Genomic DNA, 18,305 nt, shown 5'->3' with positions numbered 1-18,305 from the left:
TCAGTGCGGCTTCACGTACTCGACCTTCACGACGTTCGGCACCTGGGGCAGCTTCTTGCGGCCCGTCAGGAGGGCCTGCGCAGAGGTGTCGTTCATCAGGTAGCGGCGGAAGAAGGCGCTGGTGTAACCCGTGGCGATCCTGCGCTGGGTGGTCTCGTCGAGCCCCTTGTGCTGCTGGCTGGTGCCGTCCTGGGCGACGCAGCGGCCGGGCCGCTTCCCGGGAACGGCGTCGTTCTCACCGCCTACCTGCCCGCTGCGGGGAGACCACTGGGTGTTGAAGTAGTTGTGGTTGCCGCCGGTGAGGGTGATGCCGTGGAGCGGCGCCTTGTTGCGGCCCTTGTTCCACTTGACGTACTCACCGGTGTTGACCTGGTCGCAGGTCCCCCACAGTACGGCCATCGGCACCTTGGTGACGGGCTCGTTCTCCCAGGTGGCGGTGGGGGCGAGGCCGAGCGCCGCCTTCACCTTCACCCCGGCGGGCCAGTCGCCGTGCCGCTTGTCGGAGGCGTGCTGCATGACGCCACCGCCGCCCATGGAGTGCCCGAGGGTGCCGACCCGTCCGAGATCCACGTGCTCGGTGAAGGAGGCAGCGCTCACCCGGCCGGTCTTCGCGTCCTTGAGCTTGCCCTTCAAAGGGCCCTTGCCCGCGTCGAGTTGCCGCCACAGGTCCAGGTGCTTGTTGATGAGGGCGGCGCGTGCCTGGTACACCGAGTCGGCCTGACCGCTGCTGGTGGCGTTGATCCCGTTGGCTCCCATGGAGACCACCACGAAGCCCTGCCGGGCCAGGTCCTTGGCCAAGTAGTCGTAGCCGGAACTGCTCGGCAGCGGAGCGATGCCCGGCCGACACGGCCACGCCGACAACCGGTCGCCCATCTTGCCCATGATCTTGAGCTGCCTGTCCGCTTCGGCCTTGTCACCGGCCTTCTCGGCCGCGGCCAGCGCCCTCCTGGCCTTCATCATCCGCTGCTGCGCGGCCCGGTCGGCACAGGTGTTCCACAGGCCGTGCTGCATGACGATCAGCGGATGCCTGCCCGGGGCCACGCCCTTGGCACCCTGCCCCTTCGGATAGTGCACCACCGCGGCGATCTCGTTCTTCCCCCGGTACGGCGGCGCGGGCACGAACACCTGATTCCCCAGGTCGTACGTCACCCGGCCCACCGACGGCGAACCGGACCCGGCGCCGGGCGAGGCCCCGCTGGCCGTGGCCGGGTGGGAGATGACCGCGCCGAGCACGGTCACCGCGGCACCCGCGCACAGAGCCGCTCTACCGACTCGTCCGCCGAAGGCCTTCGTGCTGTGTGTCTCCGCCGCCATGCGGGGTCCTGCCTCTCACGTCCTCGCCGATGGATCGGTCCGCCCGCCGACTCCGGGCGCGACGAGCCGCCGCGGATGCCCGACGCATCTTCCATCGGTGTCTCACTGTGCGTATGACCGGCCACGAACTGGGGACTGCTTCCCCGCTCACTGTGGACGGACTTCGCAGGTTAACGCGCAGTTGTTAGGAAGGTGTCAGAGCTACGGACAGGTGGCGGTCAGCGGCAGACTCATGGCAGGGCCGCCTTACTGACTGTTTCAAAATGATGTCCGCAGTCGTCGTAAGCAGATGATGCTGCAGGCGAGTTGGAGTAGGCCAAGGTGGAGGTTGGCGCATATCTCGTAGCGTATGCGGAGGCGCTTGAACTGGTGCAGCCATACGAAGGTCGGCTCGACGAGCCAGCGGGTCTGGCCCAGGCCGGGGCCCTGGGCGGTGCCCTTGCGGGCGGTCTTCGGGGTGATGCCGCGGGCCCGCAGGGGGCGGTAGCAGTCGTAGTCGTAGCCGCGGTCGGCGAACAGGCGGGCCGGCCGGTGGCGCGGGCGCCCGCGCACCCCGCGGATGCGGGGGATCGCGTCCAGCAGTGGCATCAGCTGGGTGACGTCGTGGCGGTTCCCGCCGGTCAGCGAGATGGCCGGCGGGATGCCGTGCCGGTCGACGATCAGGTGATGTCTGCTGCCCGGCCGGGCCAGGCCGGGCCCGGCCGACCGGTGAAGGTCCGGTGTGCGCCCCCCCTTTGAGAGCCCGGACATGCGAGCCATCGACTGCAGCGTCGTCCATGTCCAGCAAGCCCGCCGCCCGCAGCTCCGCGAGCAGCACCTCGTGCCGCCGCGGCCAGATCCGGCCGCGGTCCAGTCCCGCGACCTCCGCCAGGAGGTCACCCCGCTGCAGCCGACCTGCTCGGCCGGCAGGTCCCGCCAGCTCACGCCCTTGCACAGCACGTACACGATGCCGCGCAGGGCTGCCCGGTCATCCGCAGGCAACCGTCCGGGATACCGCGCTCGCCGCGGAGGACGAGCAGGCAACAACGGAGCCACCCGATCCCACAAGTCATCAGGCACGAGGTCAGTCCACCCAACTCATCCGGCAGACCCAGAAACCAACCCAAGGCTCACAGCAAACTTCATTGCGAAACGGTCAGTAAGGGGGAGGGGCCGGCGTCCGGTGGTGGAGGTCGGCGTGCACGTCGTCTACCAGGGGCGAACGTTTCAGGTGGCCGCGTTACGGGGGGCTACAGGTATCTCTGCTGGACGAGGGCGGCGCGGATACGTCGTTGCTGTTGAACCGGTTGTTCGCCGATCCGGGCTTTGAGGTGGTGGGTGCGCGGGCGGCGGATGCGGTACCGCAGTGGGGTTTGTTCGAGACGGTGCCGGTGGCGGAGCAGCAGCGTGCGTTGGCGTGGCTGCCACACATTCGGGAGGTGGAGACCGGGTGGCCGCATCCCGAGGGTGGCCGGGAGGGGCAGGTGATGCGGGAGGAGTGCGACCCCGGGCGGTGGACGCTGGCTCAGCTGGAGGAGGCCAAGGCGAAGGAGATGACGGCGCTCGGGTTTCCGCGGGTGACGCGTTTGACGGTGCAGAAGATGCGGCTCGTGCATCGCAAGCAGGGGTTGTGGGGGCTGGTTGATAAGCGCACGGTGCCTTCGCGTGGCCGGTCTTTGACGGGTTATGCCGATGAGCGGGTGGTGGCGGGGCTGGAGGGGTTGCGCCGGCAGCGGGGCCGGTCGACGGGAACGATGAAGGGACTGCAGGTGCTGGTCGGGCAGATCCTGGAGGAGACGCACGGGCGCGGGGTGGTGGAGATGCCGTCACGGTCGTCGTTCTACCGGCTGGTGAGCGTGCTGGCCGATCCGGCGGATCGGCTGGGATGCGAAGCGCGGACGGCCACCGCGCCGGGACGGGGGCCCGCTGCGACGGTGGTGTTGCGGCCCGGGGAGCAGGTGCAGATCGACACCACCCGGCTGGACATCATGGCCGTACTGGGCCCGCGCGCAGCCTGGCCGAACGCCTGGCCTACCACTCGCAGTTCGTCACCGTACGCACCCCGGCGATCGACATGCTGGCCAAACAGGTACGCGACCTGATGCTGCTGGGCCGTCACCAACAGGTCACCGCACGCCCGTCCCTGATCGTCACCGGCCCCGCCGGGGCCGGGAAGACCACCGCGCTGCTCCAGGTCGGACGCGCCTGCCGCCTCGCCCACAGGAGGCGCCAGGGCGAGTCGGCCGCGGACGGGCAGGTCCCGGTCACCTACGTGCTGGTGCCGCCCGCCGCCAGTGCCAAGACTCTCGCGCTGGAGTTCGCCCGCTACCTCGGCATCCCCGCCACCGCCCGGATTTCCCAGGTCCCGGTCGTCAACAGCGTTTGGCACACGTACACGCAGGTGGGTGTGCGGCTGGTGATGATCGATGAGATCCACCGGCTCAACCCCCGCACCACCACCGGCGCCCAGAGCGCCGATCTCCTCAAAGACCTCACCCAGCGGATCGGCGCGACGTTCGTGTACGCGGGCATCGACGTCACCAGCACGCCGTTGTTCACGAGGGTACGCGGGAGCAACTCGCCGCACGCGCCAGCCTCGTCGACTGCGATCCCTTCCCCGCCCGCGCCGGTGAGCACGAACCGTTCAAGGACCTGGTACGGGTACTGGAGAACGCACTCGACCTATGCCACCACCGGTCCGGGAGTCTGGTGCGGCTGGCACCGCACCTGCACGTCCGCACCGCCGGACGGACCGGGTCCCTGGCGCGTCTGGTGAAGCAGGCGGCCCTGGCCACTCTGCTGGACGGCGCCGAACGCATCACCAGGGCCACCCTCGAGGCCGTCCGCCTGGACCACCTCGCCGAACAGCACCTCCGGCCCCGGGTCCCGACCGGATCCGGCTCCCGGTGAACCAGAACGCTCTCGCAGCCCCCTTTGAAGGCCGCGCCCGACACTGCGCGAGGCAGCACACCCGTAGCTGGGGCATGGGCCCACATCCCACCCCCGGCCGCGGGCGTGTTCCGGGTACGGCCCCTGCCGTACGAAGCGACCGCCTCCTACCTGAAGCGCCTCGCCGGGATCTACCGGCTGACGCTGTCCCAACTCCGCGACGGCTGCAGCATCACCCTGAACGGACACGGCACCCCGCCCACAGCCGAACTGGCCCTCTCCCCCGCAGCCCCCCACCACATCACCATCCTGAGCCGCATCCCGATGAGGCATCTCACCCACGCCCTGCCCCGGCTGCCCCATCCAGGCAGCCCCCGACCCCAGGCTCGACGCCCCGGTCCACACCAAGACCGTGCCCGAACTGGTCACGGCCCACCACGCCCATAGACGGCTGCTGCGACACCCCCGCGGAAAAACGCCTGGATGACGGCACGTGCGATCACCACCCGCTGGTACGACCAGCAGCAGCACCTGACCCGAACGGTGGCACCACCGGCTGAACCAACTGATCGTGTTGAACATGCACTTGGACCGTGTGGGAAACGCTTCAGCCGTGCTCTTGGCCCGTGATCTCGTGATCTACCCCGAGACCACCGTCCTCACCCTCGCCCTCGCAGCACTCCTCCGTTACCGGACACAGCATCCACGCGAGACCCTCACCACGATCGGGCACCGCCTCGGACTCTCCCGGTTCGCCCCCACCACCAGCGATGCACTGGCCGCGCACCTCACACGCACACGCCGCTGACCAGCAACAACGGGCATACACAACTACACCCCGCTGCTACCTCTCGACGCACCATTCCATCGACAACAAACCCAAGATCAATCCCACCCAACTACAAATCCCCAGACCATCACCCCGAACATCCAAACCGAACACCCCTCGCCAAGCCCGTCCCCCGCCCCTCACAGCACGCCCGCCCCAGCCCAAAATCCCAAGCCCACCCACGGAACGCCAGGCCACAACAACCCCACTACTGCAGAACTACAACTCCGTCACAGATCAGTAGGGCAAAATGGGTGCGCTGCCCGAAATCGCGAGGGCCGGAAAATTCTTCTACCGGATCGGTTTTGCACCCGGGTGTTTGCGCCCGGGCCGGTCCGCCCTGGCGTGGCCGACACTCGGTGAACTGCGGAACCACAAGCACGAGTTCGGGCACTCACCCCGGGCTTACACCCCGCTTACGCCACGGTCGGTACTGAACGGCAGTCCGGGTGTAGTGTGCCTGCGGGATGGTGTCGGGGGTGCAGTCTCTCTTGAGTAGTTTCCTTCCATTGTCCGGGCGTCCACGCGCTGTCACAAATGCGTGTGGCGAGTTCTCACCTGATGGTGCGGACCAGCCGTGCCCTGCTGCGCCTCCTCAGCAATTTCATTTATGAACCCTCAAGGCGCGATTACTATCGGGCATATATTGCATTCCTTGAGTGACGGTGCCAGTTGAACGGAGTCGTGAGAACTAAAGTGTTGAGGGGTGAACGGGCAGTGCACCATCCGCTGAAGGTACTCAGGGCGTCGGCCGGGTTTTCCCACCCCCGCTACGCGGAAGCCATAGCCAGGACACATGTAGCTCTGGGCTTCGGCAACATGGCGGCTAGGCGCGAGAAGATATCCCGGTGGGAATCCGGCCGCGTCGAACCAGAACTCACCGCCCAGTTCGCCATCGCGCACCTCCATCAGGTACCGCGCGATCTCGTTGAACGTCTGGGCTGGCCGCACTGGCTTCACACAGCGATCGCCGAATCCCCATCCACGGGTCAGCAGTGGACTGCACAGAGCACGGCATCGGCCCTGAGTGAGACGGTGCGATCAGCGTATGGCCAGCCCCGTCGATACCTCACTTTACGCGGCAGATCCCTCAGCACCCTCACGACGATGATCAGCACGACACTTCGCCACCCACCCGTGCCGCCAGAGAGAACGGGGGGGCGTATCGTGACGAATGAGCGTACAGCGGCCGTCCTGGAGGCGCGTGTTGAGGCTCTGGAGTACATGCAGCAGCAGCTCGACGCCCCCCTATTGCGACAGGCCGCGCTGACTGAACTGCAGCTCCTGGCCGAACTCCTCAACGACACCGGCTACGACCGCGAGACCGGTGTCCGCCTGCACCACCTGGCAGCCCGGGCAGCTGGGCTGTGCGCCGAACACGCCGCAGCCTTCGGAGACAGCGCTGCTGCGGAAAGATTCAACGTCACCAGCATCCAGATGAGTACCACGGTCGGCTGTGCCCAGATGGCGGCCTATTACACCACCTCGCTCGCCAGCATGCACCTCGAGGTAGGCAGTGCCGAGGATTCCCTCCAGTTGGTGGAGTCGGCACGCCACATCGTGTCCGATCCTCCGCCTTACCTGGTCGCGCTCTGGTCCGCCTGCGAGGCACAGGCCTGGGCTCTGCTCGGCCGTGAAAAGGCGGCTGTCCGCGCTCTGGAGGCCGCCTTCGCCTCCTACCGCGCCACACCTGCGGCGGCGGATCCAGCAATGCGCTTCGCCACCAACCGGTGGCTCACGCCGCGATGGCTGGACGGAATAGCCGGCATGATCTGGTTCCACCTCGGTGAGCCGCGTCGGGCGCTTCCCCATTTCGCCTCACTGCTCGAGGGGCCCCTGACAGTCAGCCCCGCAGGCCCCAGCCACACTGCTCGTGAGCTGCTGTACGCGGCCAAGGCCCATCTGGCCGCGGGCAACCCGGATGAGGCTGTGCGCGGCGCGGAGCGCGCCATGGGGGTGCTCAGTGTGCTGCCGACTCACCTCCTCCACCAGTTGCGCCGCACGTTCTCCTCTCACCAGGCCGTCCCCTCGGTCCAAGCACTCCTCGCCAGGATCGCGGAGGGGGTTGAGACCTGTGCAGCACCGCACGCAGAAGCATTCTGATGCTCACCAGTGACCCGAGGAGCTTAGGGGTGCCTTCCCTGACGGTTCGTCTCCTGCCGACACTAGGCCCGATTAGTGTCTTCACACGCCGTCCGCCCCTGAGCGGTGCGGCCCCCGATGGCGAAAGACATTGGAGGAAGACCGCCGTGAGTCGTCAGCAGTACGGTCCGGCCGTTCCAGGGCCTCATGAAACGGCGCATTATCCGCTGTTACCTGCACACCGTGCACGGCACCTCGAGCCCTCTGTCGTGCAGGCGATCGAGTCGAGAATCACCTCCCTGGCCATGCTGGATGACAGCATGGGCTCAGGACGTCTTCTCCGCACAGCGGCGAGCGAGATCTCCATGATCTCCAATCTGCTGGCCCGGGACCGGGCCGCTGACCCGCCGACCGCCAGGGCTCTGCAGACGCTCGCAGCGTATGCGGCCGCCGCAGGTGCTTGGATGTCCTTCGACGCGGGTCGGCACTCCGTCGCGGACTCCTACTACCGCTTCGGCCTGAGGGCCGCTGCCAGTGCCAACTTCGGCTATCTGCAGGCATATCTGCAGACCATGCTCGCCATGCAGCTCTGTGAGCTAGGCCAGACCTCAGAGGTCGCTACCTTGCTGCGGGCCGCCGAGGTTGCTGCACGCCCCGGAGGAGCCGCCCGCGTCACAGCGCTGACGCAGGTGGCCCGTGCTCTCGTCCAGGCGCACCGGGGTGATCCCTTTGCCTGTCAGCGCGCCCTGGACGAGGCGCGCACCACCCTGCAGTCAGAAGCGGAAGTCGACCCGGTGGTTCTCACCTATTGGGTCACTGATGCCTGGATCGAGATCTGCGCAGGCACCGCATTGCTGCGGCTCGGACAGCCACGCGAGGCGATCAACCACTTCCGCCTCCTGGACTCTGGGGGTTTCCCCGTTCACCAGTATCCGCGCGATGCCGCCATCTATTTCAGCCGGGCAGCAACAGCACAGCTGGGGGCGGGGCATATCGATGCGGCTGTGATCTACGCCCATCGAGCGCTGGATCTACTGGAAGGGATCTGCTCCGCCCGCGCAACCGAAGCGGTCACGCGCGTGGGTCGTGCGTTGTCACGAGGACAACAATCCGTGACCGTACGGGAGTTCACCGTCCGCCTTCGCGAGCAGAGCAGTCCACTGCGTCTTGCTGACGGCTCACGCAACGAAGGCAGCCCCGAGGACTGAGCCGTGTCCATCGTCGACGGCACCCTGATGCCTGCCCGGGGCCGGAGCATCGCAGCCTGGGGCAAGAACCATCGCTACGCGACGAACCTCCAAGTGGTCATCGACGCCAACAGCCGCCTGGTCGTGGCGATCAGAGACCCGCTGCCCGGCAGCCGTAACGACTGCTCGGCCTTCAGCGAGCCAGGAGTGGGCCGGGCGTGCCGCGGTGTTCCCACCATCGTCGACGGCGGCTACCAGGGCACTGCACTACTCATCCCGCACCGTAAACGGCGAGGTCAGGAGCATCTGCGTCTGCAACAGCAGGCCGAGACCGCGGTCCACCGTCGGGCCAGGGCGCGTATTGAACACACCCTGGCCCGACTGAATAACTGGAATGTCCTGCGGGGCTGCCCGCTCAAGGGAAACGGCGTTCACCTGGCCATGCTCGGCCATGCACGCCTGCACAGCATGGCCCTCAGCGGATGACTCAGCTCGCATACGGGACAACTCCAGGCACGCACGACTGCAATCCCGGCTCTGCCGGGACTCTCAGCCCTGCTTCCTGCGGTGACGTGCAATCTTCTGGTGCTGCGTCGAGCATGGCCTGCAGCAAACGCGGCGGGCGCGCTCTCGTCGGCGGCCCGTCCCCGCTCTGCTCGCAGGTCTTCTCATCGCCCGGCCCGGGGCCGGCCACCGCCCTTCCCGGCCCTCCTTTTCGCCGACGGGCAGCCACGGTGACGTCCTTGAACACCTGGGCACACCCTGCATGACTGCATGTCCGCAAGCCCCGCACCGGCGTGCCGTCGATGGCCAGCGGACCTGCTTGCACCGCTGCAACGGCGTCCGCTCGTCGGGACTGGCCCGACCGCGCCTAAGGTTTCCCGCTGGCCGGGGTCAGCAGTGAGGCGAGTTTCGCGTCCTGCGCGAGGACCGCGATGACGTCGGCGATGCCGCGCTCGCATGGCCGCGCCGTCCCACCGTGTCCGGGTGGCCGCGCCGCTGTCTTGTGCCATGGCATTCCTCGCCGTCGGTGAGGGTGCGGAGTTCACTGTCCACGTACCGGGCAATAGGACGTGATGGAACGCCGGAATCCCGGGAGGCTATCACCGCCGGGTCGTTCAGCGATGAAAACTGCGGCGGAAGCACTCCGAAGCACGGGAAAGCATTCCGAAGCACGGGGAGATGGGCTGGACGGAGATATTGGCGGGCCCCTAGATTCATTCACCGAGGGCGCAACGCTCCCACCCGTCATATCCGGGGACAAACAGAGGAAGCGGCATGACATCGGTTGAATCCTCACCTCCTTCCGCACCGCAGGGCACGGCTGGCGGGGGCACACATAACGAGCTCACCGAGCTGGTGAAGGCAGCAGGGCTGCTCGACAGGAGCAGGGCCTACTTCAGGATAAAGATCGCCTCCACTTTCCTTGCCCTTGCTGCCGGCTGGACTGCCTTCGCGTGGGCGGGCAATGCCTGGTGGCAGCTGGCAGTGGCGGTCTACCTGGCCTTCTGGTTCGGCCAGACCGGCCTGGTCATGCACGACATCGGGCACCGCCAGGTATGGCGGACCCGGGGCCGGACCCAGGCCATGGGTTATTTTCACGCCAATCTTCTGGTCGGCATCAGTTTCGGCTGGTGGGTGGGACACCACACGCGCCACCACAATCACCCCAACCACCTCGCTTTAGATCCCGATGTCGTCCGGCGACGGGTCATCTTTCACCCCAGCCAGAGCAAAAGCCGCAGCGGCAAGTTCGCCCGCTTCGTCATCCGGCACCAGTCATGGCTGCTGTACGTTCTTCCCCTCATGGACTGGTTCCGTGTCCACCTCTCGGGGTTCGCGGCCGCCGTCGAAGGAAATTTGAAGCAACGCCGCGTGCTCGACCTGTCGCTCCTCACTGTCCACTTGGCAGCTTATGGCACAGCCGTCTTCTATGTGCTTCCGCCGGTCAAAGCGATCGCCTTCATCTTCGTCCACCAGGCATTGTTCAGCCTCTATTTGGGGCTGATCTTCGCTCCGAACCACAAGGGGCTTGCGGTACGCGACGGCGAGCAGGAGCCCGACTGGCTGCCTCGGCAGGTCCTGACCTCCCGGAACATTCGGCCGGGCGTGCTGACGGACTTCCTCTATGGCGGCCTCAACTACCAGATCGAGCACCACCTGTTCCCGGGGATGCCGCGCCCCCACCTGCGCCGCGCTCAGCCCCTGGTCAAGCACTACTGCCTGACACACGGCCTGTCCTACCACGAGGTGTCCCTGGCCACTGCCTATGGGGAGATATCACGCCACCTCGCCGCAGTGACCAGTGAGGTGCGCAGCGCCGAGTTAGGCGGGGGCGAGAGGTGAATACCCGCTACAACCCCTCTGGCGGCCGGACTGCCGTGCTGTGCGGCCTCGGAACGTGGCTGCCGCCCGGGGTGGTCACCAATGACGACCTGGCCCAGCAGCTGAACACCTCCGACGAGTGGATCCGTGTGCGCACCGGGATACGGCAACGGCACATCGCCGACCCGTCCATGGCAACCTCGGATCTCGCGGTCGAAGCAGCGGCACGTGCACTGCAATCGGCCGGCACATCGTCAGTGGACGCTGTCATCCTGGCCACCACCACACCCGACCACACCTGCCCCGCCACAGCTCCCCTGGTGGCTTCCCGGCTGGGCCTGGCAGCTGCCGCCTTCGACGTCGCGGCCGTGTGCACGGGATTCCTGTACGCCCTGGCCGCGGCGACCGGGCTCATCTCGGCGGGTCTGGCCCACTCAGCCCTGGTCATCGGTGCCGAAACCTATTCGGCCATCCTCGACCCTGAGGACCGCTCCACTCGAGCGATCTTCGGGGACGGAGCCGGCGCCGTGGTCCTGCGGGCAGGCGCTGCCGGTGAGGACGGTGCGCTGGGACCGTTCGACCTCGGAAGCGACGGCAGCAGGGCCGACTTGATCATGGTGCCTTCAGGCGGGTCCCGGCAGCCCTTCTCCCCCCGCGCGCCGCAGACCAGCGACCCCTACTTCCGTATGCAGGGCACTGCGGTCTTCCGCGCCGCAGCCGAAGCGATGGCCAGCTCCGCACGGACCGTTCTCGACCAGACCGGCTGGCCCGACAGCCAGCCGGACCTGCTTGTGGCTCACCAGGCCAACCTGCGCATCGTGAATGCCGTCGCCGACCGGCTGCGTCTGCCGCGTGAGCGCTGTGCGGTCAACATCGACCGTGTCGGAAACACCGCGGGTGCCTCCATTCCGCTCGCCCTGGCGCACGCCGTTGACGCTGGCCAGCTGCGGCCAGGCACACGCGTGCTGTTGACGGCCTTCGGCGGCGGTCTCACCTGGGGATCGTGCGCACTGCGTTGGCCTCGCATCACGCCCGGCTGACCCCCCGCCCTCTCGTGGCGCCGCCCACCACCTGCAGTGAAGGAACCTGAGATGAACCCGGTACGCAACCGGATGGCCGACTTGCTGGCCCAGTGGATCGGCCTCGAGCCCTCCAGCCCTACCCCGCACAGGCCTCCCCCTGAGCCCGCAGCGGCACAGCCCCAGCCCTCCGCTTCCTCCACGCCGACCTCAGGGCACGCCCGGTGACAGCCCCAAACACCCGTGATCCGCGCGCACTTCTGCGTGACTGCGCCGATCACCCCAGCGCCTTCCTGGCAATGAACCACGGCACCCACCACTACCTAGGTGTCCGCGCCCCCGGGGTCATCGCCTACCGCATGCGCGGCCGTCGAGCCGTCCAACTGGGCGGCCCCTTCGCCGCACCAGAGCACCGCGGCACGCTCCTGGACGAATTCCGCGACGCCCTGCCCCGGCCCGGCCGGCCGCTGACCGTCGCCCAGCTCCGCACGGACGACGTGAGCCTCTACGAGGCGCGCGGCTTCACGGTCAACCAGTTCGGCAGTACCTACGCAATCGACCTGCAGTGCTTCACCATGCGCGGCAAGGCCCTCGCCAAGATCCGTCAGAACACCTCGCGAGCCCGCCGCGAGGGCGTGACGGTCGAGGAGGCTTCAGCGGACTCCGCCACCACGGTGATGCTGGATGCCATCGACGTGGCCTGGCTGCGTGACAAGGGCCGCCACGTCAAGAAGCTCGATTTTCTGGTCGGCGAACGCGGCGGGGCGGGCGAGCGCTACCGGCGCACATTCCTTGCCCGGCACCACGGCAAGGTCGTTGCCTACCTCACCTACTCCCCGGCCTACGGACGCCGGCCAGGTTGGCTCTACGACCTCACCCGCCGGGCCCCTGACGCTCCCGTGGGCACCGTGGAGCTGCTCAACCTCACCGCGCTGCTCCGCTTCCAGGACGAGGGTGCCCCTTGGCTGCACCTGGGCCTGACGCCCCTGGCAGGGCTGGACCCCCGGCACGAGCCGTCCAGTTCCAGCCGCGTCCTCAACTCCGCCCTCACCACGCTGGCCAAGCGGGGACAGGCGTTGTACCCGGCACGGACGCAGGAAGCATTCAAGCTGAAGTGGGCCCCTCATGTGATCGAGCCCGAGTACCTCGCCTTTGAGGGCGGCGCGTCAGTGCCGTCCGTATGGAACCTCCTGCGGATCACCCGCGCCGTATGACCGCTGTCGGCGCTTGATCCACCACCGCCCGGCTGTCTGTGCAGTCGGTTCCCATCTAGCGAAGGAGGATGGCGGATGACCACCGCTGCCCCATCCGAAGTTGACCTCGACAGTGCTCCCGGCGTGCTGGAGGGGGCTTGTACCATCGAGCTCACCGCGGAGCAGTGTGATCTGCCGTACTGGCTTGAGCACGTCGCCGGCGGCATGCTGCGCACGCTGCGTGAGGATGACCGGTACGACCTCGCGCCGACACGCACACTCCTGGCTCCCGGTGCGCTGCGCGAAGCGCTGGTGACCGAGTTCTCCTTCCGGTATCTCGCGGAGGAGAAGGCGGCCAGGGCGCTGGGAGAGCTCGTCGCGCGCGCTCCCGACACCGCGAGCCTGGAGTTCTTCTCCACCCAGCTGGTGGACGAGGCACGCCATGCCCGCGCCTTCCGGGAACACCTGCTGCGCCTGGGTATCGACGGCCCTGACGTGGCGGCCACCATCGAGCGCGTGGCACGCGCCGACAGCGAGGCCATCCTCGATCCGCTCGAACGGTTTGCCCTGGACGTCGTCCGCGGCGAGGGTGACTTCTACGGCGGTGTCGTCACCCTGACCGTCCTGGTGGAGGGCGTCCTTGCGCCTGCTGCCGAGCTCAGCGAGCGCAAGTGGCGGCCCTGGGACCCCGCGGCGGCACTCGTCGAACGCGCAGCGAATATCGACGAGATCCGGCATCTGGCCGTGGGCAGCGCCATCGTGCGCCGCCACGTCGCGGACAACCCCGCTGAGCGCGAGCGCCTGGCGGAACTCGTTGCCACGGGCCGCGCACTGTGGAAGGGCTTGCCCATGGTCGACATGCTGCTGCGGCGCGAGCTGCTCTTCCAGGAGGGTCTGAGCGAACACGCCGCGCTGATCGGGGGTTACGAGGTATGGCCGGGGCGTCGGCTCGTGGACACCGATCCGCAGGAGCGCCTGGAGACAGCGCAGCGCTGGTCGCACGAGACCCAGCAGGCACGGCTGGACTACATGCTGCTCGCGGACGGCTCCCGGTGAGTGCTCCGAAGCGGCCTTCGCACAGCCCGCCCGAGCCGGTGCACGTGGCCCTGGACCACAGCGGAGCACGCCTTGCCGGCTTCGCCTATCAGCCCGCAGGACCGCCCCTGGCCACACTGGTCCTCTTCCCGGCCCTGGGTGTGCCGGCTTCCTACTACGCCGGGTTCTGCCGGGGGTTGGGTGCGCACGGCATCGCGGTCCTTGCGGTGGACCTGCGCGGCCAAGGCGACAGCAGCCCCCCGGCCGGGCGCACCACCCGCTATGGCTACCACGACCTCGCCTCGCGTGACTGGCCGGCGGCGGTGGCGGCCGCGCGCCGCCGTTTCGGTGCCCTGCCGGTGTGCACCCTGGGCCATAGCATCGGCGGTCAGATCTCCCTCCTGCATGCATCGTTGGCACCCGAGGCGGTCAGCGGCGTCGCCCTGGTGGCGGCAGGCTCTGTCGATCACCGAGGATTTCGCGGCTCCCGCCGCCTCGCCGTGCTCGCGGGAACCCAGTGCGTGGCGGCGGCCGCCTCCGTGTGGGGGTACTGGCCGGGGCACCGGCTGGGCTTTGGAGGACGCCAGTCGGCTCTGCTGATGCGCGACTGGGCCCGTCTGGGCCGCACGGGACGATTCGCACCATCCGGTGCGGACGTGAACTACGAACAGCTTCTGGCCCGGGTGACGTCGCCGGTCCTTGCCCTGTCCGTGGAAGGGGACCGCCTAGCCCCGCCCACAGCGGTGGACCGGTTGTGCGAGAAGGCGCCCGCCGCACGCCTGAGGCGCAGCCATTACGCCCCGCCCGACGGCAGCTCACTGGACCACTTCCGGTGGACGCGTCATGGCGTTGCGATCGCAGCGCAGGTCCGCGCATGGATGGAGACGGATGTGATCCGACCGTGAACCACCCGCACCCGATGACCACGTCCGCTGTGACGACCCTGCGCGGCCTCATCCGCGACGAGGGCTACGACCTCCACCGTGAACAGCTGCGCCGCATCTTCTCCGCGGACATCTTTCACCGCTCCGCACGGGTGAACTCCCACGAGCGTGCCGCTCTGACCTATCAGCGGATGCGGCACATCAGCGACGGGCTGGCAGCGCGAGGTCCGCTGGTCAAGGACCGGACCCGTCTGCGGGCCGTCCTTGAGTGGTCGGCTCTCGCGGACCCGCCTTTGTTCTACGCGATGTTCCTGCACCACTTCGCGACCGTGGGGGCGGTGCTCGACTTCGGCCGGGAAAGTGATGATCTCGACGGCCCCCTGGCGGAGCTGGCGTCGTTGCGCTCCATCGGTGCGTTGTGCATGACCGAGGCGGGACGCGGCAACAGCAACATCGCCGTGCGCACCCAGGCGGTCTACGATCCAGCCAGCCGCCAGTTCGTGCTCAGCACCCCCGATGCGGCGGCGATGAAGTTCCCCTCGAATGTCGGGGTCGACGGCCTCAGCAGGCTCTGCATCGTCACTGCGCAGCTGATCGCCGGCGGGAAGGAGCGCGGTCAGTTCTGCTTCCTTGTCCGTCTGCGCAACCAAGAGGGACCGGCTGCGGGAGTGCGAATCGTGCCCAAGTCCCTTACGCAGCCCCTGGCGCTGGACTGTGCGAGCGTGTCCTTCGACGCCGTCCGCCTTCCGTTCAGCAGCTGGCTGAGCGACTCCGCGTCGCTGAGCGAAAGCGGCGAGTTCCACGATCCGCTCGAGCAGGATCAGCGTTTGCGCCGCACGGTGAGCATCATGCGGTTTTCCTGGGAGTCCGCGATCACGGCGCTGGCCGGCATCACCCGGGCGAGCGCGTCGCTGGCCGTGCAGCACGCTCACCGGCGCCGCACCAGCGGGCCGATGGCAGCCGATCTTCCGGTGATCCGGTACCGCAATCAGCAGCGGGCCCTGTTCAGCGCGCTGGCGGGCGGGTATGTGGCGGGTTTCATCGCCAAGAACCTGCCTGCGGTTCCCCTCACGGCGCAGCATGACGAAGGGGCTCTGCGCCAGACCTACCTGATGAAGGTGCTGGTCGACCGCCTCGCTGAACGCGTCACGGCGCGCAGCCGCACGGCGTGCGGAGCGCACGGCTTCTACGGTGAGAACCGGTTCCTGGACTACCAGGTGCTCGCGCACTCCTTCAACGCGGCGGCGGCCGACAACCAGATCCTGCTGCTCGACGCCGCCTATGCCCTGCTCGTCGGACGCGACTACACGCCACCGGTCGACGATGTTGTTCCGGCGGTCGGCCGGAGCCTGACCGAGCCGGCCCTGTGGAGCGCGCTGGCCCGGTCCCGCGAGCGCCGCCTGTTCGAGGCGCTGGCGAGTTCCCTGGCTGAGGTGCCGGGGCATGAGGGAGATCTCTTCGCGTTCTGGAACAGCCTTCTGGCTCCGGCGGAGGAGCTTGCTGAGGCGCATGCGGCGCGGCTGGCAGCGGAGTCGGTGCAGGCGTCGGTGGAGTCGGTGACCGATCCGGACCTGCGGCGCTGTCTGCAGCAGTTGTGTGCGATCCACTTCCTTGAGGAGGTCGCCGTTCATGACGGCTGGTACCTCAGCGAGGGCCTTTTGAGCGCGCAGGAGGTGCGGCACATCCCCGCTCTCCTGGACGAGTTGTGCCAGCAGGTCGCTCCGCACGCACTCGGCCTCTGCGAGGCGTTGGACGTGCCCTTCGAGGCTGTGGGTGCGCCGATGAGCCACCCGGATTATGCCTGCGCCGATGCGCTCAAGCCGTTCGGTTCGCCGGTCTAGTCCACTCGGTGTCACAGGACAGAACGCTCAACCACACGCCTACAAGTACCAGGAGTGAACAGTCATGTCTGCAAACCTTCAGCGCACACCATCGGCGGGAACGGGCGAGGATTTCTCGTCCCCGGTGGTGTCGTACCCGTCCTACGTCGGCGGACAGGATGTGCCGGGGGACCGGTGGGTCTATGTGCTGGATTCGGGCGCTCTCATGGACGACGTGTTCGGCAGCCTGACGCTCAAGCGGAAGCTGGAACGGGGCGAGGTCATCCCCGATGTGCTGCCCGCGAGCGTGGTGGGGCGGGTGGCCCGGGCTGACCGGGACACGGTGCAAAAGTCCCTGGAGGCCGCCTCTGATGCGGCGGCGCGGTGGGCGCGATTCCCCCTGGAGGTCCGTCTCGACGAGATGGGCGCGCTGCTGCACCGCAGTATTGCGGACCACGCCGCGGACATCGTCGACGTGCTGGTCCAGGAGGGACACCCCCTCGCTCTGGCCCGATGGCAGGTTTCCGGCATGCTCCACGGCGTCTCACCCGAGACCATCAGCTTCTACCGCTCGCAGATGGTCCAGGAATACCCCCACGGCTCCCGGCGCCTGCTCGTGCGGCGCTGCGCGGACGGTGTCGTCTGCCTCAATCCCCCCCACAACGCGCCCCTGTCCAGCGCCATGCTGGGCGCCACCTCCCTGATGGCGGGCAATGCCCTGGTGGTGCGGGCACCGCGCAGCGCCCCGCTGGGCGTGATGTTTGCGATGCGGGAGGTGGTACGGCCGGTCCTGGACAAGCTCGGCGCCCCGCCCGGCACACTTAACGTCGTGTGCGGGGAGCCGGCACCCATGCTGGATGCCTGGCTGAAGAGTCCCCTGGTCAACGACGTGCTCTACTTCGGCGACAGCGACCGGGGCCTGGATTTTCAAAACCGGTGCGTTCAGGCCGGCAAGAAGCCGATCCTCGAACTGGCGGGCAACGACGCCGTGGTGGTGTGGAAGGACGCCGACCTTGAACTTGCCGCCGAGGCCCTGACGGAGAGCTTCTTCGGCTCGGGCCAGCTGTGCATGGTGCCCAACCAGGTACTGGTCCATCCTGCCGTTGCCGACGAGCTGTTGCACACCCTGGTCCGCCACATCGGTCACATCCGGCCCGGTCTGGCGCGCGAGGAAGATGTGCTGCTCTCTCCGGTGCTGCGCAACGAGAAGTTCTTCGACTGCCTCGCTGACGCCAAGGGCAAGGGTGCGGAAGTGGTGTGCGGCGGGCACGCCATGCAGGCGGATGAGACCCGGGACGCGGCGGGCATGTTCCTGGAACCGACCGTGGTGCTGGTCCACGGACTTGACCAGGCCCGCGAGGTGCAGGCGGTGCGTCATGAGACCTTCTTCCCGCTCCTGCCGGTGATCGTGCCCGACCCGGCCCCCGACGCCGTGCTGCTGGAGCAGTTCACGGCATTCGTCAACAGCAACGCCTACGGCCTGCGCAACTCGGTATGGGCGCAGGACCCCGACGTGGTCGCCCACTTCGTCGAGGAGATCCGCCAGGGCGGCCTGCTCAAGGTCAACGACTCGCACCTGGGTTTCTTGCCTTTCCTGCCCTCGCACGGGGGCACGGGCCTGACCGGCGGTGTCTTCGGCGAAGCCAACTACCCCATTCTGCGGACCTCCCATCTGCAGGGCGTCAGCATCGCCAACGGGATCCGGCCGCGCGCCGCGGTCTTCGGCACCTAGCAAGCCGAGCGGCACAG

General features: G+C 67.9%; 15 protein-coding genes and 1 pseudogene. 14 read left to right on the top strand and 2 right to left on the bottom strand.

From position 1 onward, the window contains the following. Positions 1-1,314, bottom strand: a complete 1,314-nt coding sequence (locus tag AC5WAM_RS41305) for an alpha/beta hydrolase family protein (RefSeq protein WP_495520889.1) — start codon at positions 1,312-1,314, stop codon at positions 1-3. A gap of 258 nt (positions 1,315-1,572) precedes the next feature. After that, a complete protein-coding gene (locus tag AC5WAM_RS41300) occupies positions 1,573-2,373 on the bottom strand; it encodes an IS5 family transposase (RefSeq protein WP_495520888.1) in 801 nt (266 codons plus the stop codon). 212 nt (positions 2,374-2,585) lie between these two features. Here AC5WAM_RS41300 and AC5WAM_RS41295 point away from each other — a divergent pair, with 212 nt between their 5' ends. The 14 genes and pseudogenes from AC5WAM_RS41295 to AC5WAM_RS41230 all read left to right on the top strand — a co-directional run bounded on the left by AC5WAM_RS41295 (position 2,586) and on the right by AC5WAM_RS41230 (position 18,288). Continuing rightward, a complete protein-coding gene (locus AC5WAM_RS41295) occupies positions 2,586-3,395 on the top strand; it encodes a hypothetical protein (protein ID WP_495520887.1) in 810 nt (269 codons plus the stop codon). Beyond that, positions 3,368-4,069: an ATP-binding protein gene (locus AC5WAM_RS41290; protein ID WP_495520886.1), complete on the top strand. Its 702-nt coding sequence runs from the start codon at positions 3,368-3,370 to the stop codon at positions 4,067-4,069. The genes AC5WAM_RS41295 and AC5WAM_RS41290 overlap by 28 nt, the downstream gene beginning before the upstream one ends. Next, positions 4,066-4,203, top strand: coding sequence for a hypothetical protein (locus tag AC5WAM_RS41285; protein ID WP_495520885.1), 138 nt, complete (start codon positions 4,066-4,068; stop codon positions 4,201-4,203). Before AC5WAM_RS41290 ends, AC5WAM_RS41285 begins: the two co-directional genes overlap by 4 nt. A gap of 592 nt (positions 4,204-4,795) precedes the next feature. Beyond that, positions 4,796-4,990 (top strand): hypothetical protein, encoded by a 195-nt coding sequence (locus AC5WAM_RS41280; RefSeq protein WP_495520884.1) that lies wholly within the window; start codon positions 4,796-4,798, stop codon positions 4,988-4,990. A 705-nt stretch (positions 4,991-5,695) separates the two neighbouring features. Next, the gene (locus tag AC5WAM_RS41275; protein ID WP_495520883.1) at positions 5,696-7,114 is read left to right on the top strand and encodes an NsdA family TPR-like regulatory protein; all 1,419 of its coding nucleotides are present in this window, start codon (positions 5,696-5,698) and stop codon (positions 7,112-7,114) included. Beyond that, entirely contained in the window at positions 7,114-8,301 is a 1,188-nt protein-coding gene (locus tag AC5WAM_RS41270) for a tetratricopeptide repeat protein (RefSeq protein WP_495520882.1), read from the top strand. Before AC5WAM_RS41275 ends, AC5WAM_RS41270 begins: the two co-directional genes overlap by 1 nt. After that, positions 8,213-8,766, top strand: a pseudogene (locus tag AC5WAM_RS41265) (transposase); the annotation flags it as partial. The gene AC5WAM_RS41270 and the pseudogene AC5WAM_RS41265, both read left to right, overlap by 89 nt. Positions 8,767-9,558: 792 nt before the next feature. Beyond that, positions 9,559-10,626: a fatty acid desaturase family protein gene (locus AC5WAM_RS41260; RefSeq protein ID WP_495520881.1), complete on the top strand. Its 1,068-nt coding sequence runs from the start codon at positions 9,559-9,561 to the stop codon at positions 10,624-10,626. Continuing rightward, positions 10,623-11,645, top strand: coding sequence for a beta-ketoacyl-ACP synthase III (locus AC5WAM_RS41255; RefSeq protein WP_495520880.1), 1,023 nt, complete (start codon positions 10,623-10,625; stop codon positions 11,643-11,645). The genes AC5WAM_RS41260 and AC5WAM_RS41255 overlap by 4 nt, the downstream gene beginning before the upstream one ends. A gap of 203 nt (positions 11,646-11,848) precedes the next feature. Beyond that, entirely contained in the window at positions 11,849-12,838 is a 990-nt protein-coding gene (locus tag AC5WAM_RS41250; RefSeq protein ID WP_495520879.1) for a bifunctional lysylphosphatidylglycerol flippase/synthetase MprF, read from the top strand. 75 nt (positions 12,839-12,913) lie between these two features. Continuing rightward, on the top strand, positions 12,914-13,873 hold the full coding sequence (locus tag AC5WAM_RS41245) for a ferritin family protein (protein ID WP_172387074.1): 960 nt from the start codon (positions 12,914-12,916) through the stop codon (positions 13,871-13,873). A 44-nt stretch (positions 13,874-13,917) separates the two neighbouring features. Then, positions 13,918-14,757, top strand: a complete 840-nt coding sequence (locus AC5WAM_RS41240) for an alpha/beta hydrolase family protein (protein ID WP_495520878.1) — start codon at positions 13,918-13,920, stop codon at positions 14,755-14,757. After that, the gene (locus tag AC5WAM_RS41235; protein WP_495520877.1) at positions 14,754-16,577 is read left to right on the top strand and encodes an acyl-CoA dehydrogenase; all 1,824 of its coding nucleotides are present in this window, start codon (positions 14,754-14,756) and stop codon (positions 16,575-16,577) included. Before AC5WAM_RS41240 ends, AC5WAM_RS41235 begins: the two co-directional genes overlap by 4 nt. 64 nt (positions 16,578-16,641) lie before the next feature. Next, positions 16,642-18,288, top strand: a complete 1,647-nt coding sequence (locus tag AC5WAM_RS41230; protein ID WP_495520876.1) for an aldehyde dehydrogenase family protein — start codon at positions 16,642-16,644, stop codon at positions 18,286-18,288. Positions 18,289-18,305: the final 17 nt, after the last annotated feature.

The organism is Streptomyces sp. JLYT201 (assembly GCF_059448825.1).
This window is presented reverse-complemented; position numbering and strand designations above follow the sequence as displayed.

What these genes read in the sequence shown, in the direction of transcription:
- AC5WAM_RS41230 (WP_495520876.1), top strand. Translation starts at nt 16,642, where the DNA reads ATGTCTGCAAACCTTCAGCGCACACCATCGGCGGGAACGGGCGAGGAT.
- AC5WAM_RS41245 (WP_172387074.1), top strand. Translation starts at nt 12,914, where the DNA reads ATGACCACCGCTGCCCCATCCGAAGTTGACCTCGACAGTGCTCCCGGC.
- AC5WAM_RS41305 (WP_495520889.1), bottom strand. Translation starts at nt 1,314, where the DNA reads ATGGCGGCGGAGACACACAGCACGAAGGCCTTCGGCGGACGAGTCGGT.
- AC5WAM_RS41270 (WP_495520882.1), top strand. Translation starts at nt 7,114, where the DNA reads ATGCTCACCAGTGACCCGAGGAGCTTAGGGGTGCCTTCCCTGACGGTT.
- AC5WAM_RS41290 (WP_495520886.1), top strand. Translation starts at nt 3,368, where the DNA reads ATGCTGGCCAAACAGGTACGCGACCTGATGCTGCTGGGCCGTCACCAA.
- AC5WAM_RS41260 (WP_495520881.1), top strand. Translation starts at nt 9,559, where the DNA reads ATGACATCGGTTGAATCCTCACCTCCTTCCGCACCGCAGGGCACGGCT.